This is a genomic window from Streptomyces sp. NPDC059398, from assembly GCF_042751845.1.
Taxonomy (GTDB): Bacteria; Actinomycetota; Actinomycetes; order Streptomycetales; family Streptomycetaceae; genus Streptomyces.
On sequence record NZ_JBHYWP010000043.1, the window covers coordinates 17,827 to 40,682 of the forward strand.

At 70.7% G+C, this 22,856-nt stretch carries 26 protein-coding genes and 1 pseudogene; 14 read left to right on the top strand and 13 right to left on the bottom strand.

Annotated features, from left to right (window positions below; all coding sequences use genetic code 11):
* Positions 1 to 43: 43 nt before the first annotated feature.
* The 7 genes from ACFXBC_RS17455 to ACFXBC_RS17485 are packed head-to-tail and all read right to left on the bottom strand — an operon-like array spanning position 44 to position 6,711.
* Complete coding sequence (locus ACFXBC_RS17455) at positions 44 to 163, bottom strand: DUF6893 family small protein (protein WP_385024450.1); 120 nt, start codon at positions 161 to 163, stop codon at positions 44 to 46.
* Entirely contained in the window at positions 160 to 1,584 is a 1,425-nt protein-coding gene (locus ACFXBC_RS17460) for a hypothetical protein (RefSeq protein ID WP_385024452.1), read from the bottom strand. Before ACFXBC_RS17460 ends, ACFXBC_RS17455 begins: the two co-directional genes overlap by 4 nt.
* Entirely contained in the window at positions 1,581 to 2,237 is a 657-nt protein-coding gene (locus tag ACFXBC_RS17465) for a DUF6084 family protein (protein ID WP_385024454.1), read from the bottom strand. The genes ACFXBC_RS17460 and ACFXBC_RS17465 overlap by 4 nt, the downstream gene beginning before the upstream one ends.
* A complete protein-coding gene (locus ACFXBC_RS17470) occupies positions 2,234 to 2,887 on the bottom strand; it encodes a DUF5947 family protein (protein ID WP_385024456.1) in 654 nt (217 codons plus the stop codon). The genes ACFXBC_RS17465 and ACFXBC_RS17470 overlap by 4 nt, the downstream gene beginning before the upstream one ends.
* Positions 2,884 to 3,828 (bottom strand): NifU family protein, encoded by a 945-nt coding sequence (locus ACFXBC_RS17475; protein WP_385024458.1) that lies wholly within the window; start codon positions 3,826 to 3,828, stop codon positions 2,884 to 2,886. The genes ACFXBC_RS17470 and ACFXBC_RS17475 overlap by 4 nt, the downstream gene beginning before the upstream one ends.
* Positions 3,828 to 5,621, bottom strand: coding sequence for a nickel-dependent hydrogenase large subunit (locus tag ACFXBC_RS17480; protein ID WP_385024460.1), 1,794 nt, complete (start codon positions 5,619 to 5,621; stop codon positions 3,828 to 3,830). Before ACFXBC_RS17480 ends, ACFXBC_RS17475 begins: the two co-directional genes overlap by 1 nt.
* 34 nt (positions 5,622 to 5,655) lie before the next feature.
* On the bottom strand, positions 5,656 to 6,711 hold the full coding sequence (locus ACFXBC_RS17485; RefSeq protein WP_385024462.1) for a hydrogenase expression protein HypE: 1,056 nt from the start codon (positions 6,709 to 6,711) through the stop codon (positions 5,656 to 5,658).
* 350 nt (positions 6,712 to 7,061) lie between these two features.
* On the opposite strand from ACFXBC_RS17485, the gene ACFXBC_RS17490 reads away from it, so the two are divergent.
* The 3 genes from ACFXBC_RS17490 (at position 7,062) to ACFXBC_RS17500 (ending at position 8,837) form a co-directional block, all read left to right on the top strand.
* Positions 7,062 to 7,391, top strand: a complete 330-nt coding sequence (locus ACFXBC_RS17490; protein ID WP_385024464.1) for a hydrogenase maturation nickel metallochaperone HypA — start codon at positions 7,062 to 7,064, stop codon at positions 7,389 to 7,391.
* Between the two features lie 2 nt (positions 7,392 to 7,393).
* Positions 7,394 to 8,293, top strand: coding sequence for a hydrogenase nickel incorporation protein HypB (gene hypB, locus ACFXBC_RS17495; protein ID WP_385024466.1), 900 nt, complete (start codon positions 7,394 to 7,396; stop codon positions 8,291 to 8,293).
* 91 nt (positions 8,294 to 8,384) lie between these two features.
* The gene (locus ACFXBC_RS17500; RefSeq protein WP_385024468.1) at positions 8,385 to 8,837 is read left to right on the top strand and encodes a VOC family protein; all 453 of its coding nucleotides are present in this window, start codon (positions 8,385 to 8,387) and stop codon (positions 8,835 to 8,837) included.
* A 42-nt stretch (positions 8,838 to 8,879) separates the two neighbouring features.
* Here the strand turns inward: ACFXBC_RS17500 and ACFXBC_RS17505 are convergent, their stop codons facing one another.
* Together ACFXBC_RS17505 and ACFXBC_RS17510 are read right to left on the bottom strand one after the other, a co-directional pair.
* On the bottom strand, positions 8,880 to 9,659 hold the full coding sequence (locus tag ACFXBC_RS17505; protein ID WP_385024470.1) for an SDR family NAD(P)-dependent oxidoreductase: 780 nt from the start codon (positions 9,657 to 9,659) through the stop codon (positions 8,880 to 8,882).
* Between the two features lie 179 nt (positions 9,660 to 9,838).
* Positions 9,839 to 10,768: a threonine/serine dehydratase gene (locus ACFXBC_RS17510; protein WP_385024472.1), complete on the bottom strand. Its 930-nt coding sequence runs from the start codon at positions 10,766 to 10,768 to the stop codon at positions 9,839 to 9,841.
* Between the two features lie 16 nt (positions 10,769 to 10,784).
* Here ACFXBC_RS17510 and ACFXBC_RS17515 point away from each other — a divergent pair, with 16 nt between their 5' ends.
* Together ACFXBC_RS17515 and ACFXBC_RS17520 are read left to right on the top strand one after the other, a co-directional pair.
* Positions 10,785 to 11,312, top strand: coding sequence for a peptide deformylase (locus ACFXBC_RS17515; protein ID WP_385024474.1), 528 nt, complete (start codon positions 10,785 to 10,787; stop codon positions 11,310 to 11,312).
* The gene (locus ACFXBC_RS17520) at positions 11,309 to 12,064 is read left to right on the top strand and encodes a GntR family transcriptional regulator (protein ID WP_385024476.1); all 756 of its coding nucleotides are present in this window, start codon (positions 11,309 to 11,311) and stop codon (positions 12,062 to 12,064) included. Before ACFXBC_RS17515 ends, ACFXBC_RS17520 begins: the two co-directional genes overlap by 4 nt.
* A gap of 40 nt (positions 12,065 to 12,104) precedes the next feature.
* Here the strand turns inward: ACFXBC_RS17520 and ACFXBC_RS17525 are convergent, their stop codons facing one another.
* The 4 genes from ACFXBC_RS17525 to ACFXBC_RS17540 all read right to left on the bottom strand — a co-directional run bounded on the left by ACFXBC_RS17525 (position 12,105) and on the right by ACFXBC_RS17540 (position 13,909).
* A complete protein-coding gene (locus ACFXBC_RS17525; RefSeq protein WP_385024478.1) occupies positions 12,105 to 12,476 on the bottom strand; it encodes a VOC family protein in 372 nt (123 codons plus the stop codon).
* Positions 12,477 to 12,530: 54 nt separating this feature from the next.
* Positions 12,531 to 12,908: a hypothetical protein gene (locus ACFXBC_RS17530; protein ID WP_385024479.1), complete on the bottom strand. Its 378-nt coding sequence runs from the start codon at positions 12,906 to 12,908 to the stop codon at positions 12,531 to 12,533.
* Between the two features lie 230 nt (positions 12,909 to 13,138).
* Positions 13,139 to 13,471, bottom strand: coding sequence for a cupin domain-containing protein (locus tag ACFXBC_RS17535; RefSeq protein WP_385024481.1), 333 nt, complete (start codon positions 13,469 to 13,471; stop codon positions 13,139 to 13,141).
* Between the two features lie 72 nt (positions 13,472 to 13,543).
* Positions 13,544 to 13,909, bottom strand: coding sequence for an SCO4225 family membrane protein (locus tag ACFXBC_RS17540; RefSeq protein ID WP_385024483.1), 366 nt, complete (start codon positions 13,907 to 13,909; stop codon positions 13,544 to 13,546).
* A 288-nt stretch (positions 13,910 to 14,197) separates the two neighbouring features.
* Here ACFXBC_RS17540 and ACFXBC_RS17545 point away from each other — a divergent pair, with 288 nt between their 5' ends.
* The 9 genes and pseudogenes from ACFXBC_RS17545 to ACFXBC_RS17585 all read left to right on the top strand — a co-directional run.
* Complete coding sequence (locus ACFXBC_RS17545; protein ID WP_385024485.1) at positions 14,198 to 15,076, top strand: ABC transporter substrate-binding protein; 879 nt, start codon at positions 14,198 to 14,200, stop codon at positions 15,074 to 15,076.
* A 210-nt stretch (positions 15,077 to 15,286) separates the two neighbouring features.
* Positions 15,287 to 15,682, top strand: coding sequence for a cell division protein SepF (locus ACFXBC_RS17550; protein ID WP_385024488.1), 396 nt, complete (start codon positions 15,287 to 15,289; stop codon positions 15,680 to 15,682).
* A 56-nt stretch (positions 15,683 to 15,738) separates the two neighbouring features.
* Entirely contained in the window at positions 15,739 to 16,863 is a 1,125-nt protein-coding gene (locus tag ACFXBC_RS17555) for an AAA family ATPase (RefSeq protein ID WP_385024490.1), read from the top strand.
* The gene (locus ACFXBC_RS17560; RefSeq protein ID WP_385024492.1) at positions 16,860 to 17,210 is read left to right on the top strand and encodes a nucleotide pyrophosphohydrolase; all 351 of its coding nucleotides are present in this window, start codon (positions 16,860 to 16,862) and stop codon (positions 17,208 to 17,210) included. Before ACFXBC_RS17555 ends, ACFXBC_RS17560 begins: the two co-directional genes overlap by 4 nt.
* Positions 17,211 to 17,332: 122 nt before the next feature.
* Positions 17,333 to 17,794 (top strand): DUF6099 family protein, encoded by a 462-nt coding sequence (locus ACFXBC_RS17565; RefSeq protein WP_385024494.1) that lies wholly within the window; start codon positions 17,333 to 17,335, stop codon positions 17,792 to 17,794.
* Positions 17,795 to 17,905: 111 nt separating this feature from the next.
* The gene (locus ACFXBC_RS17570) at positions 17,906 to 18,826 is read left to right on the top strand and encodes an LLM class F420-dependent oxidoreductase (RefSeq protein ID WP_385024496.1); all 921 of its coding nucleotides are present in this window, start codon (positions 17,906 to 17,908) and stop codon (positions 18,824 to 18,826) included.
* 6 nt (positions 18,827 to 18,832) lie between these two features.
* On the top strand, positions 18,833 to 19,756 hold the full coding sequence (gene mmuM, locus ACFXBC_RS17575; protein ID WP_385024498.1) for a homocysteine S-methyltransferase: 924 nt from the start codon (positions 18,833 to 18,835) through the stop codon (positions 19,754 to 19,756).
* A gap of 43 nt (positions 19,757 to 19,799) precedes the next feature.
* Positions 19,800 to 21,332, top strand: a complete 1,533-nt coding sequence (locus ACFXBC_RS17580) for a 3' terminal RNA ribose 2'-O-methyltransferase Hen1 (protein ID WP_385024500.1) — start codon at positions 19,800 to 19,802, stop codon at positions 21,330 to 21,332.
* A gap of 59 nt (positions 21,333 to 21,391) precedes the next feature.
* A pseudogene (locus tag ACFXBC_RS17585) lies at positions 21,392 to 22,741 on the top strand (AAA family ATPase); the annotation flags it as partial.
* Positions 22,742 to 22,856 lie beyond the last annotated feature (115 nt).

The window sequence follows — 22,856 nt, forward strand, 5'->3', positions numbered from 1 at the left end:
GCCCCGGCTGTTTCCGGGCTGTGGGCCGCAGCCCGCACCGCGCTCACATCGAGCGCATTCGCAGATACCGGCGGATGTCCGGAATGGACTGGACTCCCACGGCCACAGCGGCCGCCGCCAGAACGGCTCCCGCGACAACGGTGATCACACCAAGGGTCTTCACGATGGGCTCTCCTCTCGGTCTTCGGTGGTGGTCCCGGCGGGCAGGGGCTCCAGCTCGTCGGGGGAGAAGTAGAAGTAGCGGCCGTACCAGTCGTGCAGGTCCGCCGCCGGATCGTCGACGAGGACCAGGGCGACATGCGTCACGCCGTCGACATCCGAGAGCACCGCGGTCACCCGCGCCACCTGACCGGCGAAGAAGAGGTCCTGGGCGTCCGCGCGGCGCGAGGGATGCACCCGCACGAGGCTGCCCTGGGAGACGCTGACGCCGTCGATCACCACCGCGTCGGACGCCGGACGGACGCTCGCGTCCGACGCCGGGTCCCACCACGGCGCCCCGCCGGTGTCGAAGGCGGGCGGCTCAGCGTCCCGGAGGTCGGCGGCGGGCGGCGCGGACCCGTCCCGCACCGCCGCGGCGTGCGGATCGCGCAGCAGTCCGTGCAACTGCTGGAGGTCCGCGGGGGACAGTGAGTCGCAGCGTTCGATGATCTCCCTGGCCCGGGGGTCGGTGGCCCGTGCCTCCGCCTTCTCCTCCTCGGTCATGGTCATGACCCGCAGGGTGAGGATCTCGTCGATCTCGGTGGAGTCGAAGAGTGCGCCCGGACTCTGCTCGGCCACCTCGGGGTAGTCGTAGAGGATGATCGGCGCGCCGAGGACGGTGTCCGCCGAGCCGCTGGGCCCGGCCAGGACCGGCCAGCATCTGCGCTGTTGGCAGCGGGTGGCGGCGGCCGCCGCGTGCTCGGGCGGTTCGAGGAGCGAGACGAACCCGCCCCCGTGCGCCCGCAGGATCAGATGCGCCCCGATCAGCGAACTGCGGATCGCCTCGTCCTTGGACCCGGGCGTCCCCGGGTGCTCGTTGGACACGGCCAGCGACAGCCGCAGCAGGCCGTCGTCGGGGGTGGCGCCCACCCGGATCCGGACGTCCAGCGGCAGCCGCCGCCGTACGATGCGGCCTGCCGGTGTGCCGTCCGCCTCCGTCAGCTCCTCCACGTCCTCACCGCCGGGAACCGTCCGCCGCACATCGGCGGGCTCAGCGAGGCAGAGCTCGGGCAGCACGATCTCCTGCTCCACCGCCTCCTCCCAGCTCAGCACCTGCGCACCGGCCACGGTGAGCCCGGCGACCGGGGTGTGGCGGCCGTCGGCGCCCAGCCGCTGCACCTCCCGGACCTGCACCTGGAGAAAGCGCAGATGGACCGTGACGGCCGGGGCGGGCCCGTCCGGCGCCAGCAGGCACTGCACCGCCATGTCCGGCTCCTCGCCGAAGCAGGCGGGTGCGGCCGACGGCGGCCCGAGGACCCCGAACTGCCAGCGGGACTGATTCTTGTGCGAGCTGGCCCGGTACGGGTACAGCAGATACCCCTCGTACAGCACCGCGTCGGCGATCGTACGGACCTGGTCCAGGCCAGGGGCGTTCACGGGGGTCACGGGACCACCTCTCCGGTCTCGGCCAGCAGGGTCCGGACCGTCTCTTCCCAGCTGATCAGCCCGTGCCGGGCGCGGAAGCGGGCGAACTCGGTGATGACGTCGTGATCGAGCCTGATCCACCCGGTGTTCGGGAAGTGGGCGCCGATCATCTCCCGCCAGACCGCGACGGGCATCGGATGACGGGCCTCGCAGTCCCAGGGGATCTGCCGTACGCCGAAGCCGGCGCTGCCCCGGGTGAAGACGGTGCCCGAGAAGAGCAGCGTGAGCGGCACCGGGCCCTCCCCGAGAGCGTGCAGATACCGCGCACCCGTCACGTCGAAGTCGTAGGTGCAGGGCAGCGCGAGATCGACATCGGTGGCACCGGTGAACCCCTGGACGGTGGTGTTGCACTGCATCCACAGGAACGGCCGCAGCGTGTCCCCCCACCGGGAACGCTCCCCGAACAGCCCGCGCAGCCGCTCCTCCTCGGCCGCGTCGTAGGAGCGCCGCTGCGGTTCGATACGGACCTGGCACTGCAGGACGAGCGCGTGGATCCGCTCGCCGCTGCTCTCCTCGATCCGCAGTCTGGCCGTCAACTGGGGCGCCGCCGAGTACCGTTCGGCCACCACGTCAAGGACCGAGAAGTCCAGTACGGAGAAGTCGGCGCCGCTCACGAGGCACCCTCCGCCGGTACGGTCCCGCTGCGCTCCCGCACCCGGGCGAAGAAGGCGTCGATCGCCGCGTGCGCCTCACTGCCGCCGTCGAAGCCGCGCCAGAGCGTCCGCAGCCGGCCGACCAGTTCGTAGCAGGCGTCGATGGGCACCAGATGGCAGGTGCTGTCGCCGGTCTCCGGGCGGCGGATCAGCAGCGCCTCGACGTCGGGTTGCAGCGTCGCGAGCGCGGGCGCTGACCCGATGACGGACTCCCAGGCCTCCAGGGGCAGTTCGGACTCGGTGGCGCCCGCGGGCCCCGGATAGAACGCGATGGTGCGGTCCTGCACCGAGTTGCGGAAGAGGAACGCGAGACCCACCGGGATCTGGAGTTCGTCCCAGGCCCGTGCGTCCAGCGGCACTCCGTCGAAGCGCAGATACCGCTCCGGCACCGCGCGGTAGCGCAGCCGGGCGTCCTCATCGGTGAAGAGGAGATAGCAGGGGCGGCAGCTGCACATCAGCGCCCGGCTCTCCAGGTTCACCACATGGGAGTGTTCGGGGGCGACCGGCTCGGCGCACATCTCGCAGCGCTCCCCGTCCGCGGAGCGCGGGCGGCTGTTGGCGATCCGCCGCAGCGCGGACACCGGAGTCGCCGTACGCCCGGGGGCGCTCATGCGGAGACCGGGGCGGGCACCGCGACCGAGACCGTCGGGCCGTCCACCAGCAGGGGCAGCGGGTCGAGATGCAGTCCTTCCGCGTCGAGACAGGCACCGGCCCGCCGTACGTCGTAGTGGGCACGGCAGCCGGGGCAGCGCAGCACGGCATCACCGGAGCCGCCGCCCAGCCTGCGGGCCAGCGCCGCGCCCTCCAGGGACCGGTCGCACCGGGCGCACCAGTCGCGGAACGCGAAGAGGCCGGAGCCGATCCGGCAGGCCAGCACCGGGATCGCACCCGCGGTGAAGTGGCGTACGGCGCCGGGCTCCAGGGTGTCCAGACCCGGCACGGCCTCCCAGGACGAACCGCCGTCACCGGGGGCCGATGCCGCCTCGTGGAGCCGCGAGAAGAGCGAGTCCACGGTCACCAGCGGCCCCGCCCCGGCCGTCTCGTCCCCGGCCGGGGCCTCCACCTCGATCCCGGTGATCTCCGGAGCCGCGGCCTCGACCGCACTGCGCACCGCCAGCTTGAGCGTGGCCGACGACGAGGGGCACCCGTCGCAGCTGCCGAGCAGCCGCAGCGTCACGACGCCGTCGGCCGTGACGCCCAGCAGCTCCACATCGCCGCCGTGCGAACCGAGATACGGGCGCACGCTCTCCAGCGCCTCCTCGACCCGGGTCTCCACGCCGTACGGGTGCAGCCCGTGCACCAGCAGCAGACTGGCCACCAGATCGTCGCCGGCGAGGGCCGCCAGCACCTCGTCGTCAAGGCGGCCCTGCTCGTGCACCAGGCCGAGCAGCCGCTCAAGTCCGGCGCCGTAGAAGTCCGTGACGAGCCGGACCAGCTCCTCGCTCCGCTCACGGGCGACGGCGCCGCCCGCGGCACTCGCGGCGATGAGGGTGTCGATACGGTCGCCGGTCGCCCGCCAGTCGGCGGGCCCGGAAGCGGTCTCCTCCGGCATCACTCGCTGCCCGCGGACTGGGTGGGGGAGTGCAGCAGTTCCAGCTTCTTGCCCTCGCCGAGATACATGTGCACACCGCAGGGCAGACAGGGGTCGAAGCTGCGCACCGTGCGCATGATGTCGATGCCCTTGAAGTGCTCCCGGTCGTTCTCCTCGAAGATCGGCTGGCCCTGCACCGCGTCCTCGTAGGGACCCGGTGTGCCGAAGGTGTCGCGGGGGCTCGCGTTCCAGGGGGTCGGCGGGTACGGGTGGTAGTTGGCGATCTTGCCGTCCCGGATCACCATGTGGTGCGAGAGCACTCCGCGTACCGCCTCGGTGAAACCGCAGCCGACGCCCTCCTGCGGGACCTCGAACTTCTCCCAGGTCTTCGTACGGCCCGCGCGGATCTCCACCAGCGCCTTCTCGGCGAAGTGCAGCGCGCAGGCGGCCGCGTACGCCTGGAAGTAGGTGCGCGCCCGGTTGCGCTCGATGGTGTTGCTCCACTTCGGGACGTGCCACTCCAGCTCGACCGGGCCCTTGAGCGCGGTCTTGGGGAGGTTGATTTTGACGCTGTTGCCGGTGGCCTGGATGTAACCGATGTCGACGAGACCGGCCAGCGCGGTGGTCCACAGCCGGGCGAGCGGGCCGCCGCCGGTGTCGAGCGCGAGGTACTCCTTGCCGTCGAACCAGCGCGGCGACATGACCCAGCTGTACTTGTCGTCCAGATCCCGCTTCTGCGGCTGCGGGTTGGTGTGCTGGTTCCACGGGTGGCGGCGGTCGACGGGGTTGCCGAGCGGGTCGTGGGTCACGAACATCTCCTGCTCCTCCCAGTCGCCGTAGTACGACGAGCCGAGGAGGATCCGGATGCCCAGGTTGATCTTCACCAGGTCGGTGGTGACCAGCTTCCCGTCCACGACCACACCGGGGGTGACGTACATCTTCCGTCCCCAGTCGGTCATGTCCTGGTACTTGAAGTTGCAGTGCTCCGGGTCCTGGAAGGAGCCCCAGCAGCCGAGCAGGATGCGCCGGTTGCCGACCTGCTCGTAGCCGGGCAGCGCCTCGTAGAAGAAGTCGAAGAGGTCGTCGTGCATCGGCACGACCTTCTTCATGAACTCGACGTAGCGCTGCAGCCGGGTGATGTAGTCCGTCATCAGCTGCACGGTCGCCACGGTGCCGACGCCGCCCGGGTAGAGCGTGGAGGGGTGTACGTGCCTGCCCTCCATGAGGCAGAACATCTCCCGGGTCATCCGGCTCACCTGGAGCGCCTCGCGGTAGAACTCACCGGTGAAGGGGTTCAGCGAGCGCATGATGTCGCCGATGGTCTTGTACCCGTGGGCCTCGGCGTGCGGGGACTGGGTGCGGTTGGCCTGCTCCAGCACGCCCGGGTTGGTCTCCGCGACCATCTTCTCGCAGTAGTCGACCCCGACCAGGTTCTCCTGGAAGATGTTGTGGTCGAACATGTACTCCGCGGCTTCGCCGAGGTTGACGATCCACTCACCGAGGTGCGGCGGCTTGACCCCGTACGCCATGTTCTGCGCGTAGCAGGAGCACGTGGCGTGGTTGTCGCCGCAGATGCCGCAGATCCGGCTGGTGATGAAGTGGGCGTCGCGCGGGTCCTTGCCCTTCATGAAGACCGAGTAGCCGCGGAAGATGGAACTGGTGCTGTGGCACTCGGCCACCGTCTTCTGCTTGAAGTCGATCTTCGTGTAGATGCCCAGGCTGCCGACGATGCGGGTGATGGGATCCCACGCCATCTCGACAAGGCCGTCCTTGCCCTGGGTCCCGCTGCCACCCCTGCGTTGCGTCGCGGTCATTGCGCCGCCTCATCTTTCTGTCCGTTGCGGTCGGTCACCAGGTGCGGGTGGCACCGGTCGTGAGACTCCTGCCGGGCCTGCGCCACTTGGGCTCCTGGTCCAGCGTGTGTGTCGTGATGTGGCGCAGCCGGCGCATGGTCGCCCCGTAGAGACCGACCGCGTTCGACGAGAGTTTGCCGCCGGGCGGCTCGTCCATGAACGGCATGAACTTGTCCGGGAATCCCGGCATGGTGCAGCCGATACAGATTCCGCCGACATTGGGGCAACCGCCGATACCGTTCATCCAGCCACGCTTGGGAACGTTGCACTTGACCGCGGGGCCCCAGCAGCCGAGTTTGACAATGCACTTCGGCGATCCGTATTCGGTTGCGAAATCGCCCTGCTCGTAGTAACCAGCCCTGTCGCAGCCCTCGTGCACGGTCTGTCCGAAGAGCCAGCTGGGGCGCAGTGCGTCATCCAGCGGAATCATCGGGGCCTGGTCGGTCGCCATGTAGAGCAGATAGGTCAGCGTCTCGGAGAGATTGTCCGGCTGAATGGGACAGCCCGGGACGCACACGATCGGAATTCCCGCCTTGGACTTCCAGTCCCAGCCGAGATAGTCCGGGACCCCCATGGCGCCCGTCGGGTTGCCCGACATGGCGTGGATACCGCCGTAGGTCGCACAGGTGCCGACCGCGACGATCGCGGTGGCCTTCGGCGCCAGCCGGTCGATCCACTCACTGGTGGTCATCGGCTGTCCGGTCGCGGGGTTGTTCCCGAAGCCGCACCAGTAGCCCTCGTCGTGCAGTCGCTCGTTGGGGATCGACCCCTCAACGACCAGGACGAACGGCTCCAGCTCTCCTCTGTCGGCCTTGAAGAACCATTCGAGGAAGTCATCGGCGCCGCCGTTCGGCCCGCACTCGAAGTCGATGAGCGGCCAGTGCACCGCGACCTGGGGGAGGCCGGGCAGGGCGCCGAGCGCGATCTCTTCGATGCTGGGCTGAGTGGCCGCCGTCAGGGCCACGGAATCGCCGTCACAACTGAGTCCGGCATTGATCCAGAGGACGTGGATCAGCGTTTCTTCTGCCTTTACCGCTGCTTCTGTCGGCATAGCTCTGCCGCCTTCCGGGGCCGACGTTTCCATTCCAGACAGCGCTGGATGGGGGCCTGGCACACGCGTGTGGTGTCGCTCACATTGCTACCATCTAGGCCCGGCGCGGGCGCTCTGTCAACGCGAGAAGAAATCCGTATGGGCGTCCCCTGGCCGCGCCATTCGGCGGTGTGCGCACCGGGATGTATTCGGCCCTGAAGGAACGGGCGGGCATGTACGTTCGCGGCCGGATTCGGATTGCGCCGGTCGAATGAACCGGAAAGAGAAATGGGCCGACCGAATCAAGCGTAAGAGGCACACGCCGGTTTCAGGCCCTACGGTCGTGCCAACGATGCGGGAACGAGGCAGAGATGCATGAATTGTCGATCACGCAGAGCGTTGTCGACATGGTCTGTGAACGCGCCGAAGGCAGACCGGTCCGCATGGTCAGTGTGCGGGTCGGGGTGCTCACCGCCGTCGTGGCCGAGTCGATGCGGTTCTGCTTCGACCTCGTCACGGCGGGCACGGTGGCCGAGGGCGCGCGACTGGAGATCGACCAGCCGCCGGGGGCGGCTCGCTGCCGCACGTGCGAAGAGGACTTCACCCTGGCCGATCCCGTACTGCTCTGTCCGTGCGGCAGTGCCGACGTGGAGATCACGGCGGGGCGTGAACTGCAGATCATCTCGATGAAAGTGGGCTGACCATGTGCGGTACCTGCGGTTGTGGCGACGAGGGCGGCGGCACGCGGATCGCGCTGCCCCACGAGGACCACGCACGGGCGGCCCGGAGTCCGCAGGGCGACCACCACCACGACCATCACCACGAGGATGGCCACCACCACGACCACTCGCAGGCCGGCCACCCCCACCAGGACCACGGTCATCACACCCACGATCGCCCGCATGAGGGCGCACAGGACGGCGCGGTGGGCGGTGACGGTGGGGAGACCGTCACCCTTGAGGAGCGGGTGCTCGCCAAGAACGAGCTGGAGGCGGAGCGCAATCGCGCCTGGCTCGCCGAGCGGCACATCGTGGCCGTGAACCTGATGAGTTCACCCGGCGCCGGCAAGACGACCCTGCTGGAGCGCACCATCAGGGACTTCTCCGGCCGGCGTCCGGTGGCCGTGGTCGAGGGCGACCAGGAGACCATGCTCGACGCGGAGCGCATCAAGCGCGCGGGATGCTCGGTGGTGCAGGTGAACACCGGCGCCGGCTGCCACCTGGACGCCGAAATGATGCGGGGCGCACTCACCACCCTCGCCCCGGAGGACGGGGCACTGGTCCTGGTCGAGAACGTGGGGAACCTGGTGTGCCCGGCCCTCTTCGACCTCGGCGAGAACAGCAGGGTCGTCATCATCTCGGTCACCGAGGGCACCGACAAGCCGCTCAAGTACCCCTACATGTTCGGCGCCGCCGACCTCGTCCTCATCAACAAGATCGATCTACTGCCCCATGTCGACTTCGACGTGGCCCGGTGCGAGTCGTACGCGCGCTCGGTCAACCCGGACGTACGGGTACTGACGGTGTCCGCGACGACGGGCGAGGGGATGGACCAGTGGTACGACTGGGTGGTGGCGCTGGACGACCGGATGCTCCTGGGCTGACCGCTCCTGGGCTGACCGTCCCTTCCCGGGCGGTGACCGGCGGGACCGCCACGAGTTGACCTGAGGTGTGCGCACCCTTAGAACCAGTCCTATGACCCTCAGCTGGAAACTCGTCATCGACAGCATGAACGCGCCCGTGCTCGCGGATTTCTGGGCGGCGGCGCTGGGTTACGACGTGGAGGACCCGAGCGAGCTCATCGAGCAGCTGCAGACAGCCGGTCACATCGGCGAGGACGCGATCGCCGAGCACCAGGGACGCAAGACCTTCCGTGGCTACGCCGCGGTCCGTCATCCCGACGACCCTTTCGACCGGACCAGCGGCATCGGCCGTGGGCGCCGGCTGCTCTTCCAGGACGTGCCCGAGGCCAAGGCGGGCAAGAACCGGCTGCACATCGACATCCACGGCGAGCCCGGTGGTCTCGGCCAACTGGTCGCACGCCTCGTGGACCTGGGCGCGACCCGGGTCCGCGAGGAGGACCACGGGCCGGCCGGTCACTGGTGGGTCATGCGGGACCCCGAAGGCAACGAGTTCTGCGCCGCCTGAGGGACAGCGCTCAGGGGGACGCGCCCAGCGGGCGCACAGCCCTCAGTGGACGGAGAAACCGCCGTCGACGAAGACCGACTGCCCCGTGATGTACGCCGAGGCGCGGCCGGCCAGGAACACCGCGGCGCCCTCGAAGTCCTCGGCCAGGCCGTTACGGCCGGTCAGTGTGCGCGCCGCCAGTGCGGCTGTCTTCCCGGGGTCGGAGGACAGCCGTGTGTTGAGCGGGGTCATCACGAAACCGGGCACGAGGGTGTTGCAGGTGACGCCGTGCGGCGACCAGGCCTCGGCCTGGGAACGGGCCAGGGACTCCAGTGCCCCCTTGGACACCCCGTAGGCCCCGCTCTGGACGAAGGCCCGGTGCGCCTGCTGTGAGGTGACGTGGATGATCCGCCCGAAGCCGCGGTCGGCCATCCCCGGCCCGAACCGCTGCCCCAGCAGATAGGGCGCCTCCAGATTCACGCTCATCGTGGTGTCCCACACCTCATCGGTCAACTCACCCATCGGCGGGCGGAGGTTGACCCCCGCGGAGTTGACCAGGATGTCCGGCTCGCCGAAGGCCTCGACCGCCTTCCCGGCCGCCGTGCGGACCCCCTCGCGGGTGCTCAGATCGGCGCTCACCCAGGCCGCCCGGCAACCGTCGGTCACCAGCTCTTCGACCGTCGCCGTCAGCTCCGCCTCGCGGCGTGCCACGATGACGATGCTCGCACCGGCCCTGGCGAGTGCCCCTGCGATGCTGCGGCCGATGCCGGAACTCCCACCGGTCACGACGGCGACCCGGCCGTCCAGCGAGAACAGGTCGGAGAGATAGGCCCCGCTGGTCATGTGCGGCTCCTGGAGTGGACGGCTGCGCCTTCGGGCGCGGCCGCTTCGGCGACGGTGATCAACATGCAGTCCTTCCGTGTGCTGTGGCCGGTCCTGGCGTGCGCCGCCTGCCGGTCCGGTAGGGACCCTGTCATGCGCAGGAACCAGGGCCTCTGCCGAGGTGTCTCTCCGGGATGTCTCTACCGGGGCGCCTGGTTGCCGCCGGTGAGGATCACGGCGGGGCGCTCACCGACTTCGGGCCCCGGCCCGGCCCCGGAGACCGCGGCCAGGGCCACCGCGCCCGCAGGTTCGAGGACCAGCCCCAGGTGCTCGTGGGCGAGTGCCTGCGCGCGGCTGATGGCTGTCTCGTCGACCAGCAGCATGTCGTCGACGACCTTGAGCATGGTGGCCAGGGCGCCGGGAACGGGGACCCGTACCGCGACCCCGTCGGCAGCCGTACGGACGGCCGGCGTGCTGACGGCTTCGCCCGCCCGCCAGCTCAGTGCCATGGCCGGGGCGCCCGCCGCGCACACTCCCACCACACGGGTGTGGGGCGAGCGGGCCTTGAACCAGGTGCCCACACCGTTGACCAGCGCTCCGTTGCCGACCGGGACGAGGACGGTGTCGGGGGCGAGCCCGGCGAGCTCGGGGGCGATGGTCCCGGCCCCGGCCGTGATGCGCGAGTCGTCGCCGTCCTCCACGAACACCGTGCCGGGATCCTCGCCCGCCTGCCGGAGTGCTCGCTCCTTCGCCTCGTCGAAGTCCTGCCCGCCGATCTCCAGCCGGGCGCCGAGGCTGCGCATACGGGCCAGCTTGACGGCGTTGGCGTGCTCCGCGCAGTGGACGGTCACGGTGATGCCGTGGTGGCGGGCCGCCCACGCCAGAGCGAGGCCGAAATTCCCGGCCGAAGCGCACACCACGTGGCTTCCCGGGGCGAGCCCCCTCATGAAGTGGTCGGCGCCGCGGCCCTTGAAAGAACGGACCGGGTTGACCGTCTCCACCTTGACGATCAGCCGGCGGCCCAGGGCGGCACGGAGCGCCTCGTCCTCGAACTGCGGCGTGTTGGCGAAGGCGGGGGCGATGGTACGGCCGGCTTCCTCGATGTTCTCTACTGACAGCACGCTGCACATCGTATACGATAGGTGTGTGACGGTACAAGAGACCCTGCAACTCGGCGACCCGTTCCTGCGTACGCCCGCCCGGCCGCTGGCCACCCCGCTCTCCGGCGAAGCGCGAGCGCTCGCCGCCGATCTGGACGACACCCTGGCGGACTGGGTGAGACGCACCGGTTACGGCCGGGGCATAGCCGCGCCGCAGATCGGGGCAGGCGTCCGGATGGTGCATCTGCGGCTCGACGAGCCCCGTACGCTCGTCAACCCCCGCATCACGGAGCGCTCGGAGGCGACCTGGGAGCCCTGGGACGCCTGCCTCAGCTTCTCCGTCGAGATCTTCTGCCGTGTCCGCCGCCATACCTGGATCACCGTCGACTACCAGTCCCCGGACGGCCGGGCGCACACCGTGCGCGCCGAAGGAGAGCTCAGCGAGCTGCTCCAGCACGAGATCGACCACCTTGACGGCTATCTCGCCGTCGACCGTATGACCGATGTGTCCACCCTCTGCATGCGCACGGAGTTCGAGGCGCGGCACCGCGACGAAAGCCCCTACCGCCGATGAGCACACCCGAGCCCGCGACGAACGCCCCCGACTCGGCGACGAGCACCTCCGAGCCTGTTGCTCCCCTCGCCAGGATCGCCCGGAGCGAGCCGTTGAGGGAGGCCGTCTACGCCCGTATCGTCGCGCTGCTCTCCACCGGCAGCCTCGCACCCGGCATGTCCGTGACGGAGGCAGCCCTCAGCCGTGCCCTCGATGTCTCCCGCACACCGGTGCGCGAGGCCCTTCTACGTCTGGAGGCCGAGGGCGTGGTCCACTCCGCCCTGGCGCGCGGCTTCGTGGTCAGGCCCCTGAGCGGCCGTGAGGTCTCCGAGGTGTACCCCGTTCTGGCCACTCTCGAAGCGCTGGCCGTACGCTCGGCCCCCCGCCCGCTCGCCCCCGCGGAGCACGACCGGCTGGCCGGGCTCCTGGACGAACTGGAGGCGAGCGGCGACGCGGTGGAGCGGCGCGCGCTCGACACGGCCTTCCACACCGGACTGATCAGGCTCTGCGGCAATCAGTACCTCCAGGAGACGATCGCGAAGCTGCGCACCAGCCTCTCCCGCTACGAGATCGCGTATATGCAGCACATCCCGTCGCGCGGCCCGGCGGACCGGCAGCACCGGGAGGTGCTCTCGGCGCTGGCGACGGGGGACCGCGAGGGTGCGGCGGCGGTCGTCGAGGAGCACTGGCATGACGGCAGGCGCTGTATCGCCGAGTGGCTCGCGTCGGACCACAGGACCACGACTCCCGCCGCCACAGTCACGCCTGAGTGAGCGTCATGGAACCTCCGGTGCGGTGTTGCCCGGAAAGGATCTAGGCGATGAGGGTTTCCTTCGGGCGGACCACGCAGAACTCGTTGCCCTCCGGGTCGGCCAGTACGGTCCATGACTCGTTTCCGCTCTGGCCGACGTCCGCCGGGCTGGCGCCCAGCGCGAGGATGCGCGCGATCTCGGCGTCCCGGTCCTCCGCGGCGGACGTCAGATCGAGGTGCAGGCGGTTCTTGCCGGACTTACGATCCGCTACCGGCATGAAGCAGATGCCTGTCGGCGCGGTCTCCTCCGGCCCGATCACCACTTCCCGCTCGCGTTCGGACAGAATCCGCCAGCCCAGCACCGCTGCCCAGAAACGGGCCAGGCCAGGCAGGTCGTGGGCGTCGATCACGATGTGATGCAAGGAAACAGGCATGTCGGCCATTCTGCTCTGCGGCTCCTGGCCGCAGCACAGGGTTTTTCAACCGGATCATGCCGGCCGTGCGGGATCCTCGGGACTTCCGGAGCCCCCGAGGCCCCCGGGGCCCTTGGGATTCTCGGGGTCCTCGGACATGCCGTCCCCCATGAGCAGCGACACCACCAGGACGGCGAAGGCGGCGCCGAGGCCCACGCCGGACCATCCCGCGCGCTGGGTCCGGGCCGAGCCGCAGGCCGGCGCGGTTTCCTCGCGGTTGTCCGCCAGAGCGTCGTCGCCCGCCGGGTTCAGGATCGATCCGCAGGTCAGCTGCACGGTGGCGCTGTCCTCCGCGTAATCGGACGGATCGTGGACGGTCGGGGACACCGGCAGGAGGAGCAGGCCCACCGCGGCCACCGCGATCAGCAGCGCGAGGGTCGCGCCACCTCTCACGACTGCGGGGAGCCGCCCCAACGACCGTTCCGGCCGGACGCGTTCGGGGTTTCCCGGTATCCCGGCTTCACCAGATATGCCGTCATGTGCGCCGTCATGCTCGCTGTTCACTTCCGTAACCCCCGTTGCCCGTCGGCTGAATCTCTTCAGCCGCCGAGGCTAACCTGCGTGTCCGCAGTCCAGTATTGGGGCGCGGCAAGCCGGGAGTTGAGAAGCGGGGGTGCGCGTGGTCAGGGCAGCTTGGCGACGGTCAGCAGCAGGGCCGAGTCCTCCAGGGCCTCCACCCGGTGCCGGCTGTCGGGCACGATGATCAGGTCGCCCTGACGGCCTTCCCAGGCCAGCTCGCCCGCCGAGAGCCGCACCCGGCCCTGCAGTACCTGCACCGTGGCCTCGCCGGGATTCTCGTGCTCGGCGAGGTGTGAGCCGCGCGTCATCCCGATGACCGTCTGGCGCAGGACCTTCTCATGACCGCCGTAGACGGTGTCCGCCGTGTGCCCGCCACCGGCCGTGGCCGCCAGCTCGATCTGCTGACGGGCCAGCGCTTCGAGAGAGAGTCTCTGCATGTCGTCATTGTCCCGCATTCGCCCGACCGGGCAACGCGGACGGGCGGGCACATCTGGGGGAGGGCGGGTACGTCACCGGGCCGGGGCCGAGCCGGGGCCGACGCGGCGGCTGGTGCTGTGTCCGGGGCCGCGCCCAGGGCCCTGTCCGTCGGCCAGGCGGACGATCAGGCCGACGACCGAGGAGTTGACCAGTGCCGCCGCCACCAGCACGACGTACACCAGGGCTCCCTCGATGCCCGGCAGCAGCAGAAGCAGGCTCGTCGGCGCGGTGAGCAGGATCGGGTACACCCCGGCGAACGACGCGTCCGGGTGGGAGACCAGTGTGGTGTCCACCCACACCCAGACCAGCAGGGCCGCGACGACCACGAGGTATCCGCGCGAGATCCAGTCGCCCGCCACCGTCCTGCCGATCCGCTGCATCAGGTTCCTGCCGCTCATCGTCCCTCCACCACCCTCTCGTCGATGTGACCGGAATGGCGCGCCCGTCCGACCGCTCCGCTCGGATTCGGGGGCCGTGTCCCGGTGTCCCTCTTCTCCCAGACTGCCGGAGACGGGCCGCGGCGGCCTGAGTACCGGTACTCAAGCCGCGGCCGAGTACGGGGGCGGCTCGTGTTCGCCGTACGCGGCACGGCTCGCGCCGAATGCCGTACACGAGAGCTGGGCAGGTACGGGTGTGCGGCGACCGGAAGGCCGGGCGGCGCAGACCCGGAGGGGGCGCGAAACGTCATGGAACAAGCTGGCTGGCAGTTCTCCGACGACCGTGGACAGCTGTCGACGGCCGCGCGGACACCGTCGAGAGTGACGGCGTACATACGGGCGGGTGCCACCCTGTGGGACCACGGCCTGGCCCCGCTCGCGGTCTTCGGCTCCCTGCACGACGGTGCGGTGGTCGACCCGGCGAAGGCGGGGGCGCTGCCGTCCGGCGATGTCCGCTACCTGGGGGCCGGCGGCACGCTGGATCTGGAGACGCTGCTCAGCGGCGGCCCCGATCTCGTGGTGGCGGTCAGTTACGGCGGCGGTCAGGTGTACGGACTGGACCCGGACACCGCCAAACACCTTGAGGAGCAGGTCCCCGTCGTGGTCATCGACGTCGGGCAGACACACACGCTGGAGGGGATCAGGGGCCGCTTCGACGCGCTCGCCCGCTCGCTGGGGACCCGCGGCGACGCCGAACAGCAGCAGGTGCTCGACGCCGCACACCGGCGGCTGCGCGCGGCGGCGGACGCACCGTCCGGGCCGGAGGTGCTCGCGCTCTCGCCCGCCGGGCCCGACCAGGTGCATCTGGCGCGCCCCGGAGCCTGGCCGGAGCTGCGTGCGCTGACCGCGCACGGCGTCAGCACGGTGCAGCCGCCCGACGGCCCCGGCGCGAACTGGGCCACCGTCAGCTGGGCGGAGGCGGCGGCACTGAACCCCGGGATCGTCCTCGCCGACGTCCGGTCGAACGCCACACCCATCGGCGAGCTGAGCGGCATCGACGGATGGCTGAACCTCACCGGCCGGGCACGGGTCCTGCCGTGGAATCCGGAAGCCCCGGACAGCGCCCGGTCCCATGCGCGGTTCTTCGGCTCGGTGGCCGACGCGCTGGAGGCCGCCGCCACGGAGTGAGGGCGCTCACGCCTCTGAGTCCGGTCAGGGACCCGGTGGGTCAGGGAATTGATGGGTCAACGACTCGGGCGGTCAGGGTGCGGACGGTCAAGGGCCCGGACGATCAAGGACGCGCTCCGCCGGGGACTCATCCGTGTCGGTGTTGGGCCGAACGGGTGAAGGGGGTCAGAATTGGCTGATGCAGATAGAAAGTCCAGCCGAGGTGGTCCGGTGAGCAGGTACGACGACTACGACGTCACCGACGAGCAGTGGGAGGGGCTCGCCCAGGTGGTGCCGCTGCGCGGGCGCAACGAATGGCCCTCGCGCGTCGACCACGAGACGATTCCCCACGAGTACGCGGCCGAGCAGCGCCGATTCGTGGTCCTGCGTGTCCAGGTCTTCGCGGACGCCCGTGAAGTCGCCGAGTACCTCGTCGGCCAGGTTCCGGTACTGCTCGATCTGACCGGGGCCGAGACCGAAGTGGCCAAACGCATCCTGGACTTCAGCAGCGGAGTGGTCTTCGGCCTCGGCAGCGGAATGCACCGGGTCGACAAGAACGTCTTCCTGCTGGCCCCGGCCGGCATGGAGGTGGAGGGGATCGCGGCGGCCGCAGTCCCCCGATCGTAGGAAGGTCATCCAGGCGTAACGGTTCGCCACCGAGGCGCGTGCATACGGTCCGGACCATGGACGCAACCTACGCACGCCCCACCGTCACCGAACTCCGGCTCTCGGCCTTCAAGTCGCACCGCGGCGCCGCCTTCCCGCTCGCCCCGCTGACCCTCTTCACGGGGGCGAGCGGGAGCGGGAAGACGAGCGCACTCCAGGTGTACGAGGCGCTGGCGCGGCTCGGTGCGGGGGACGAGCTGGGTGAGGTCTTCGACGACCCGGGCAGCTGCGTCCCGGAGCGGGCCTGCGCGGACGCCCAGGGGCGACGGGGGTTCCGGATCGGCTGCACCGTGGACGGACCGGCCGGCCCCGTACAGCTCGATCTCGCGGTGCAGGCCGAGCCCGAACTGCGGGTGGTGGGCGAACGGCTGGCCGCGGAAGGCCAGTTGCTGCTTTCCACCGCGCTGCGCGATCCGGCGCGCAGGACCGTACAGGCCGCCTGGCACACCGCGGGCGCGGTTCCGGTGACCCGGGCACCGCTGCCCGACGACCGGATGGGGACCGCCCTGCTTCCGCTGCGCGTGGCGGGCAAGACCGACGGGCAGCTGAAGGTGCTGGCCGCAGCCGAACAGGTGGTGGTGGCGCTGCGCTCGGTCTTCGCCTGCGATCCCCAGCCGCACCGGATGCGCCGCCCGGTGGCCGCGGGTGCCGGGCTGCTGCGGCGGGGCTGCGACAACCTGGCCTCGGTGCTCTACCGCACCCAGTCCGAGTGCGCGAACCGGCACCGGCAGCTGGTCGCAGCGGCGCGCGCCGGGTGCGTGGGCCCGGTGGCGGGGCTCGCGGCCGAGGAGCTGACGGACGGGAGGGTACGGGCGGTGCTCGGCCGGGGCAGTGGCGCGGGCACGCCGCTGGAGCGGCTGGGCGAGGGCGAGCTGCGCTATCTCGCCCTCGCGCTGGTGCTGCTGACCGGGCCCGGAGTGCTCGCGGTGGATCCCGCGGGCGAGGTGCCGTCCGCGATGCAGTCGTTGACGGTCCTGGCCGATGGCTTCGACCGCTCCCTCGACCCCCGGCAGGCGCGCGAGCTGGCCGCTCTCGCCGCGGCCATCTGCGGTCAGGGCCACATCAGGGTGGTGGGCACGGCATCGGACGCGGGGTGGGCCGGTCGGCTGGCCGGCGTCTCGGTGGTAGATCTGGACGTGTGACAGAACGGGATGTAGCGCAATTGCAGCGTCGGCTGGCCGAGTTCGCCGCGGCGCGGGACTGGCAGCCGTACCACACGCCGAAGAACCTGGCGGCGGCACTGAGCGTCGAGGCGGCCGAACTGGTCGAGATCTTCCAGTGGCTGACGCCCGAGGAGTCGGTCCGGGTGATGGAGGATCCGGGGTCGGCACACCGGGTCGCGGACGAGGTCGCCGATGTCCTCGCGTATCTGCTGCAGTTCTGCGAGGTGCTGGGGATCGATGCCCTTACGGCGCTTTCCGATAAAATTGACCGAAATGAGACACGGTTTCCGGTGGAGCGGGATGCGGATCGTCACTCTCCGGAGTGAGTGAGTTATCAACAATGCGTCTTGCGTCCACAGATTTCCGAATTCCCCTGGCTTTATGGTCCATCCGCCTTCACTCTGGGTAATGAAAGGGGAGACGGTACGTCATACGAACGGGGACTGGGATGGACGGGGTGCGGCTCATCGCAATCAGCCGGGACGCTCTGGCGCGGAGCGTCCCGGAGTTGGACACCATGGTGGAGGCGTGGCAGGCGCAGGCGCTCTCCCGCGCCGTGGGCGGACATCTGGCGCTGCGCGGCCCGCAGGAGCTGCGGGCCGACGCGCGGGCGCTGGGCGAATCGGGCGGCCGGGGCTGCGGGGCGCTCGACGTGCCGACGGTGCGCGGCGGGCTGATACGGGCGGCGCAGTTGACCGAAGTGTCGAATGTGCACGAGGCGTTGGCCGCGCTCGGGGTGCTGCTGGGGGAGGTGGGTATCGCACTGGTGGGCGTCGCCTGCGGCACCGACGAGGAGTCCGTCTACTGGCAGTGCATCGAGGCCATGGACGCGGCCGACGAGTCGGGGGACCGGGTGCGCGGAATGCTGCGGAAGCTGGAGGAGCGGGACGCGGAGGGGTCCCGGCGGTAGGGGGCGGCGGCAGGGGTGGGGGGTGGTGAGCCCCCTCCCGGTGTGCCGGGAAATCGCCGTACGGGCAGTTCGGGGAGCGTCGGGGGACGGAGGAAGGTGCAGGATGGATGTATGGATCTTCGAATCTTCACCGAGCCCCAGCAAGGGGCGAGCTATGACACTCTGCTGACCGTCGCCAAGGCAACCGAGGACCTGGGCTTCGACGCCTTCTACCGCTCGGACCACTATCTGCGCATGGGATCGGGCGACGGCCTGCCAGGCCCCACCGATGCCTGGATCACCCTGGCGGGACTTGCCCGCGAGACCAAGCGGATCCGGCTCGGGACGCTGATGACGGCGGGCACGTTCCGGCTCCCCGGAGTCCTGGCCATCCAGGTGGCGCAGGTCGACCAGATGTCCGGCGGCCGGGTCGAACTGGGCCTGGGGGCAGGCTGGTTCGAGGAGGAGCACCGGGCGTACGGGATTCCCTTCCCCAAGGAGAAGTTCGGCCGCCTGGAAGAGCAGCTGGCCATCGTCACCGGGCTCTGGGGGACCAGGACGGGTGAGACCTTCAGCTATGACGGCGCCTACTACCAGCTGAGCGACTCGCCCGCGCTGCCCAAGCCCGCCCAGGCGAAGGTGCCCGTGCTGATCGGCGGACACGGCGCGACCCGTACCCCCCGGCTGGCCGCGCAGTACGCCGATGAGTTCAATATCCCCTTCGCCTCGATCGAGGACAGCGAGCGGCAGTTCGGGCGGGTCAGGGCAGCGGCCAAGGCGGCCGGCCGGGCGGACGACCTGGTGTACTCGAACGCGCTGGTCGTCTGTGTCGGCAAGGACGACGCCGAGGTGGCGCGCCGGGCGGAGGCCATCGGGCGTGACACGGCGGATGTGAAGGCGAACGGGCTGGGCGGTTCACCCGCCGAGGTTGTCGACAAGATCGGCCGCTACGAGGCCATCGGCGCGTCGCGCATCTACCTCCAGGTGCTCGACCTCGACGATCTGGACCACCTGGAGCTGATCTCCTCACAGGTCCTCTCCCAGCTGAAGTAGGACCGGATGCGCCCCGTCCGTACCCTCGCCGCCGCACTGGCCGAGTCCACCGTCGTCCTGGACGGCGGACTCTCCAACCAGTTGGAGGCACAGGGCTGCGATCTCTCCGACGCGCTCTGGTCGGCGCGGCTGCTCGCCGACGGTCCCCGGCAGATCGTGGCGGCGCACACGGCGTATGTACGGGCGGGCGCCCAGGTGCTCATCACCGCGAGCTACCAGGCCACGTTCGCGGGGTTCGCGCGGCGCGGAACCGGCCGGGCCGAGGCCACGGGGCTGCTGGCCCGCAGTGTGCTGCTGGCGCGGGAGGCTGCCGGGGCGGCGGACCGTGAGGTCTGGGTCGCCGCCTCCGTCGGTCCGTACGGTGCGATGCTCGCCGACGGCAGTGAGTACCGCGGCCGGTACGGGCTCTCCGTCCGGGAGCTGGAGCGCTTCCACCGGCCGCGGATCGAGGCGCTGGCCGCGGCGGAGCCCGATGTGCTCGCCCTGGAGACGGTGCCGGACACCGACGAGGCCGAGGCGCTGCTGCGGGCGGCCGACGGGTGCGGGACGCCGGTCTGGCTCTCGTACAGCGTCACGGGGGAGCGGACCCGGGCCGGGCAGCCGCTGGCCGAGGCGTTCGGCCTGGCGGCGGGCCGGGACCAGGTCGTCGCCGTGGGAGTGAACTGCTGCGCGCCGGGGGATGCGGATCGGGCGGTGGAGCTCGCGTCCGCGGTGACCGGCAAGCCGGTGGTCGTCTATCCGAACAGCGGTGAGGAGTGGGACGCCGGGCGCCGTGACTGGCGCGGCCCCGCCGCCTTCGCCGCTTCGCGGGTGCGGGGCTGGGAGCGGGCCGGGGCCGCACTGGTCGGCGGCTGCTGCCGGGTCGGCCCGGCTGAGATCGCGGACATCGCAGCCGTCGCCGGGCCGCGGACGCCGGCCCCGGGGGCATGAAAACCTCTGGTCGGACCGGGCCGTGCGGGCGATAATCGGACGCGTGTTCCTGACGATCAGTACGACCGGCACCCCAGAGCGCCCCGCCACCGACCTCGGCTTTCTGCTGCACAAGCATCCCGACAAGGCGCAGGCGTTCTCCACCTCGCACGGCACGGCGCATGTCCTCTATCCGGAGGCCACCGCCGAGCGCTGCACGGCCGCGCTGCTCCTTGAGGTGGACCCGGTGGCGCTGGTGCGGCGCGGCAAGGGCAAGGGGCGCGGCGGCGCACCCGGCACCGCGCTCGCCCAGTACGTCAACGACCGGCCCTACGCCGCGTCCTCGCTGCTCTCCGTCGCCATGACCACCGTCTTCAAGAGCGCCCTGCGCGGGGTGTGCGCCGCGCTGCCGGAGCGGGCAGCAGCTCCGATGCCGCTGCGGATCGAGGTGCCAGCCCTGCCCGCCAGCGGTGGACCGGGTCTGGTGCACCAGCTCTTCGCGCCGCTCGGCTGGGAGCGGGTGAAGGCCGAACCGGTCGCGCTGGACGAGAAGTTCCCCGAGTGGGGCGAATCGCGGTATGTGCGTCTCGTGCTCGAAGGCGAGCTACGGCTCGCCGACGCGCTGCGGCAGCTCTATGTGCTGCTGCCGGTCCTCGACGACGCCAAGCACTACTGGGTGGCGCCCGACGAGGTCGACAAACTGCTGCGGGCCGGTGAGGGCTGGCTGGCCGGGCACCCCGAGCAGTCGCTGATCACCAGCCGCTATCTGTCGCGGCGCCGGGGACTGACCCGGCAGGCGACCGAGGCGCTGGAGCTGGTGCGGCTCGCGGAGGCCGACGACACCGAGGTCGAGTCGGTCGACAACGCCGTGGACGAGACCACCGACACCGAGGAGAGGCCGGTGCCGCTGGCCGCGCAGCGCCGTGCGGCGATCCTGGCTGCCCTGCGCGCCGCGGGCGCGGGGCGGGTGCTCGATCTGGGGTGTGGCCAGGGCCAGTTGCTGCAGGAGCTGCTGAGGGACGCCCGCTTCACCGAGATCGTCGGCATGGATGTGTCGATGCGCGCACTGAACAGCGCGGCCCGCAGGCTCCGCCTCGACCAGCTCGGCGAGCGCGGTGCCGCCCGGGTGAAGCTCATCCAGGGCTCTCTCGCGTACACCGACAAGCGGCTCAAGCAGTACGACGCCGCGGTGCTGAGCGAGGTCGTCGAGCATGTCGACCCCGAGCGGCTGCCCGCGCTTGAGTACGCGGTCTTCGGCGCGGCCAGGCCGCAGACCGTCCTGGTGACCACGCCGAACGTCGAGTACAACGTGCGCTGGGCGACGCTGCCCGCCGGTCAGGTGCGTCATGGGGACCACCGTTTCGAGTGGACCCGTGAGGAGTTCCGGGCCTGGGCCGCGGGGGTGGCCGAACGGCACGGTTACGGAGTGGAGTTCAGGCCCGTGGGGCCCGACGACCCCGAGGTCGGCCCGCCGACCCAGCTCGCGGTGTTCACCATGACCCCGAAGTCCGGCGCGGCCCCGGAATCCGGCACCGAATCGAAGTCCGGCACAGCCCCGAAGTCCGGCACGTCCCCGAAGGAGGCGGAAGCGGCATGAGCAGTACCGGCGACAGCGACAGCAGCACGCAGAGCGCGACTGGGCCTGGCGGCCCCGGCATGGCCGACCCGCCCGGCCCGCGTACCCTCCCCGTGACCGACCTCTCCCTCGTGGTGCTGGTCGGGGCCACCGGTTCGGGCAAGTCGACCTTCGCGCAGCGGCACTTCAGGCCCACCGAGATCATCTCGTCGGACTTCTGCCGCGGACTGGTGGCCGACGACGAGAACGACCAGAGCGCCAGCGGCGACGCCTTCGACGTCCTCCACTACATCGCGGCCAAGCGTCTGGCCGCCGGGCGGCTGACCGTCGTGGACGCGACGAACGTGCAGTCCGAGAGCCGCAAGCAGCTGGTGAGGCTGGCGCGCGAGCACGACGTGCTGCCCATCGCGATCGTGCTCGACCTGCCCGAAGAGGTGTGCGCGGAGCGCAACGCCGTACGCCCCGACCGCGCGGGGATGCCCCGCCACGTCATCCAGCGCCACCGCCGTGAACTGCGCCGCTCACTGCGCGGTCTGGAGCGCGAGGGCTTCCGCAAGGTGCACGTCCTGCGCAGCGTGGCGGAGGTGGAGACCGCCGAAGTCGTCCTGGAGAAGCGGTACAACGACCTCACCCACCTCACCGGCCCCTTCGACATCATCGGCGACATCCACGGCTGCAGCTCCGAGCTGGAGACCCTGCTCACCCGCCTCGGCTACACCGACGGCGCGCACCCCGAGGGCCGTACCGCCGTCTTCGTCGGCGACCTGGTGGACCGCGGCCCGGACAGCCCCGGTGTGCTGCGCCGGGTCATGGGGATGGTCGCCGGGGGCAACGCGCTCTGTGTGCCCGGGAACCACGAGAACAAGCTCGGCCGTTACCTCAAGGGCCGGAAGGTCCAGCACAGCCACGGACTCGCCGAGACCATCGAGCAGCTGGAGAAGGAGGACACGAGGGACCCCGACTTCCGGGAGCGGGTGCGGGAGTTCATCGACGGGCTCGTCAGCCACTACGTCCTGGACGGCGGCCGGCTCGTCGTCTGCCATGCCGGGCTGCCCGAGAAGTACCACGGCCGCACCTCCGGGCGGGTCCGCTCGCACGCGCTGTACGGGGACACGACGGGCGAGACCGACGAGTTCGGCCTGCCCGTGCGCTACCCCTGGGCCGAGGACTACCGAGGCCGGGCCGCCGTCGTCTACGGCCACACCCCCGTACCGAACGCCGGCTGGATCAACAACACCCTCTGCCTGGACACCGGCGCGGTCTTCGGCGGGCGGATGACGGCGCTGCGCTGGCCCGAGCGCGAACTGGTCGACGTCCCCGCCGAACAGGTCTGGTACGAGCCGGCCCGCCCGCTCGTCACCGAGGCGCCGGGCGGCCATGACGGGCGCCCGCTCGACCTCACCGACGTCAGTGGCCGTCGCACCGTGGAGTGCCGGGCCCCCCGCCCGGGGGCGGGGCGCGCGGGGGAATCCGCGGGGGGGGGGGTGTTGTAGTTGCGGGGTTCGGGGGGCGCCCCCGCGGGGCGCCCACCCCACCCCCCCCCCT

Coding starts and splice junctions, on each gene's coding strand:
- ACFXBC_RS17535 (WP_385024481.1), bottom strand. CDS start 13,471: ATGCAGAGACTCTCTCTCGAAGCGCTGGCCCGTCAGCAGATCGAGCTG.
- ACFXBC_RS17505 (WP_385024470.1), bottom strand. CDS start 9,659: ATGACCAGCGGGGCCTATCTCTCCGACCTGTTCTCGCTGGACGGCCGG.
- ACFXBC_RS17555 (WP_385024490.1), top strand. CDS start 15,739: ATGGACGCAACCTACGCACGCCCCACCGTCACCGAACTCCGGCTCTCG.
- ACFXBC_RS17490 (WP_385024464.1), top strand. CDS start 7,062: ATGCATGAATTGTCGATCACGCAGAGCGTTGTCGACATGGTCTGTGAA.
- ACFXBC_RS17545 (WP_385024485.1), top strand. CDS start 14,198: ATGGAACAAGCTGGCTGGCAGTTCTCCGACGACCGTGGACAGCTGTCG.
- ACFXBC_RS17485 (WP_385024462.1), bottom strand. CDS start 6,711: ATGCCGACAGAAGCAGCGGTAAAGGCAGAAGAAACGCTGATCCACGTC.
- mmuM (WP_385024498.1), top strand. CDS start 18,833: ATGCGCCCCGTCCGTACCCTCGCCGCCGCACTGGCCGAGTCCACCGTC.
- ACFXBC_RS17525 (WP_385024478.1), bottom strand. CDS start 12,476: ATGCCTGTTTCCTTGCATCACATCGTGATCGACGCCCACGACCTGCCT.
- ACFXBC_RS17565 (WP_385024494.1), top strand. CDS start 17,333: ATGGACGGGGTGCGGCTCATCGCAATCAGCCGGGACGCTCTGGCGCGG.
- ACFXBC_RS17540 (WP_385024483.1), bottom strand. CDS start 13,909: ATGAGCGGCAGGAACCTGATGCAGCGGATCGGCAGGACGGTGGCGGGC.
- ACFXBC_RS17480 (WP_385024460.1), bottom strand. CDS start 5,621: ATGACCGCGACGCAACGCAGGGGTGGCAGCGGGACCCAGGGCAAGGAC.
- hypB (WP_385024466.1), top strand. CDS start 7,394: ATGTGCGGTACCTGCGGTTGTGGCGACGAGGGCGGCGGCACGCGGATC.
- ACFXBC_RS17470 (WP_385024456.1), bottom strand. CDS start 2,887: ATGAGCGCCCCCGGGCGTACGGCGACTCCGGTGTCCGCGCTGCGGCGG.
- ACFXBC_RS17500 (WP_385024468.1), top strand. CDS start 8,385: ATGACCCTCAGCTGGAAACTCGTCATCGACAGCATGAACGCGCCCGTG.
- ACFXBC_RS17520 (WP_385024476.1), top strand. CDS start 11,309: ATGAGCACACCCGAGCCCGCGACGAACGCCCCCGACTCGGCGACGAGC.
- ACFXBC_RS17510 (WP_385024472.1), bottom strand. CDS start 10,768: ATGTGCAGCGTGCTGTCAGTAGAGAACATCGAGGAAGCCGGCCGTACC.
- ACFXBC_RS17475 (WP_385024458.1), bottom strand. CDS start 3,828: ATGCCGGAGGAGACCGCTTCCGGGCCCGCCGACTGGCGGGCGACCGGC.
- ACFXBC_RS17570 (WP_385024496.1), top strand. CDS start 17,906: ATGGATCTTCGAATCTTCACCGAGCCCCAGCAAGGGGCGAGCTATGAC.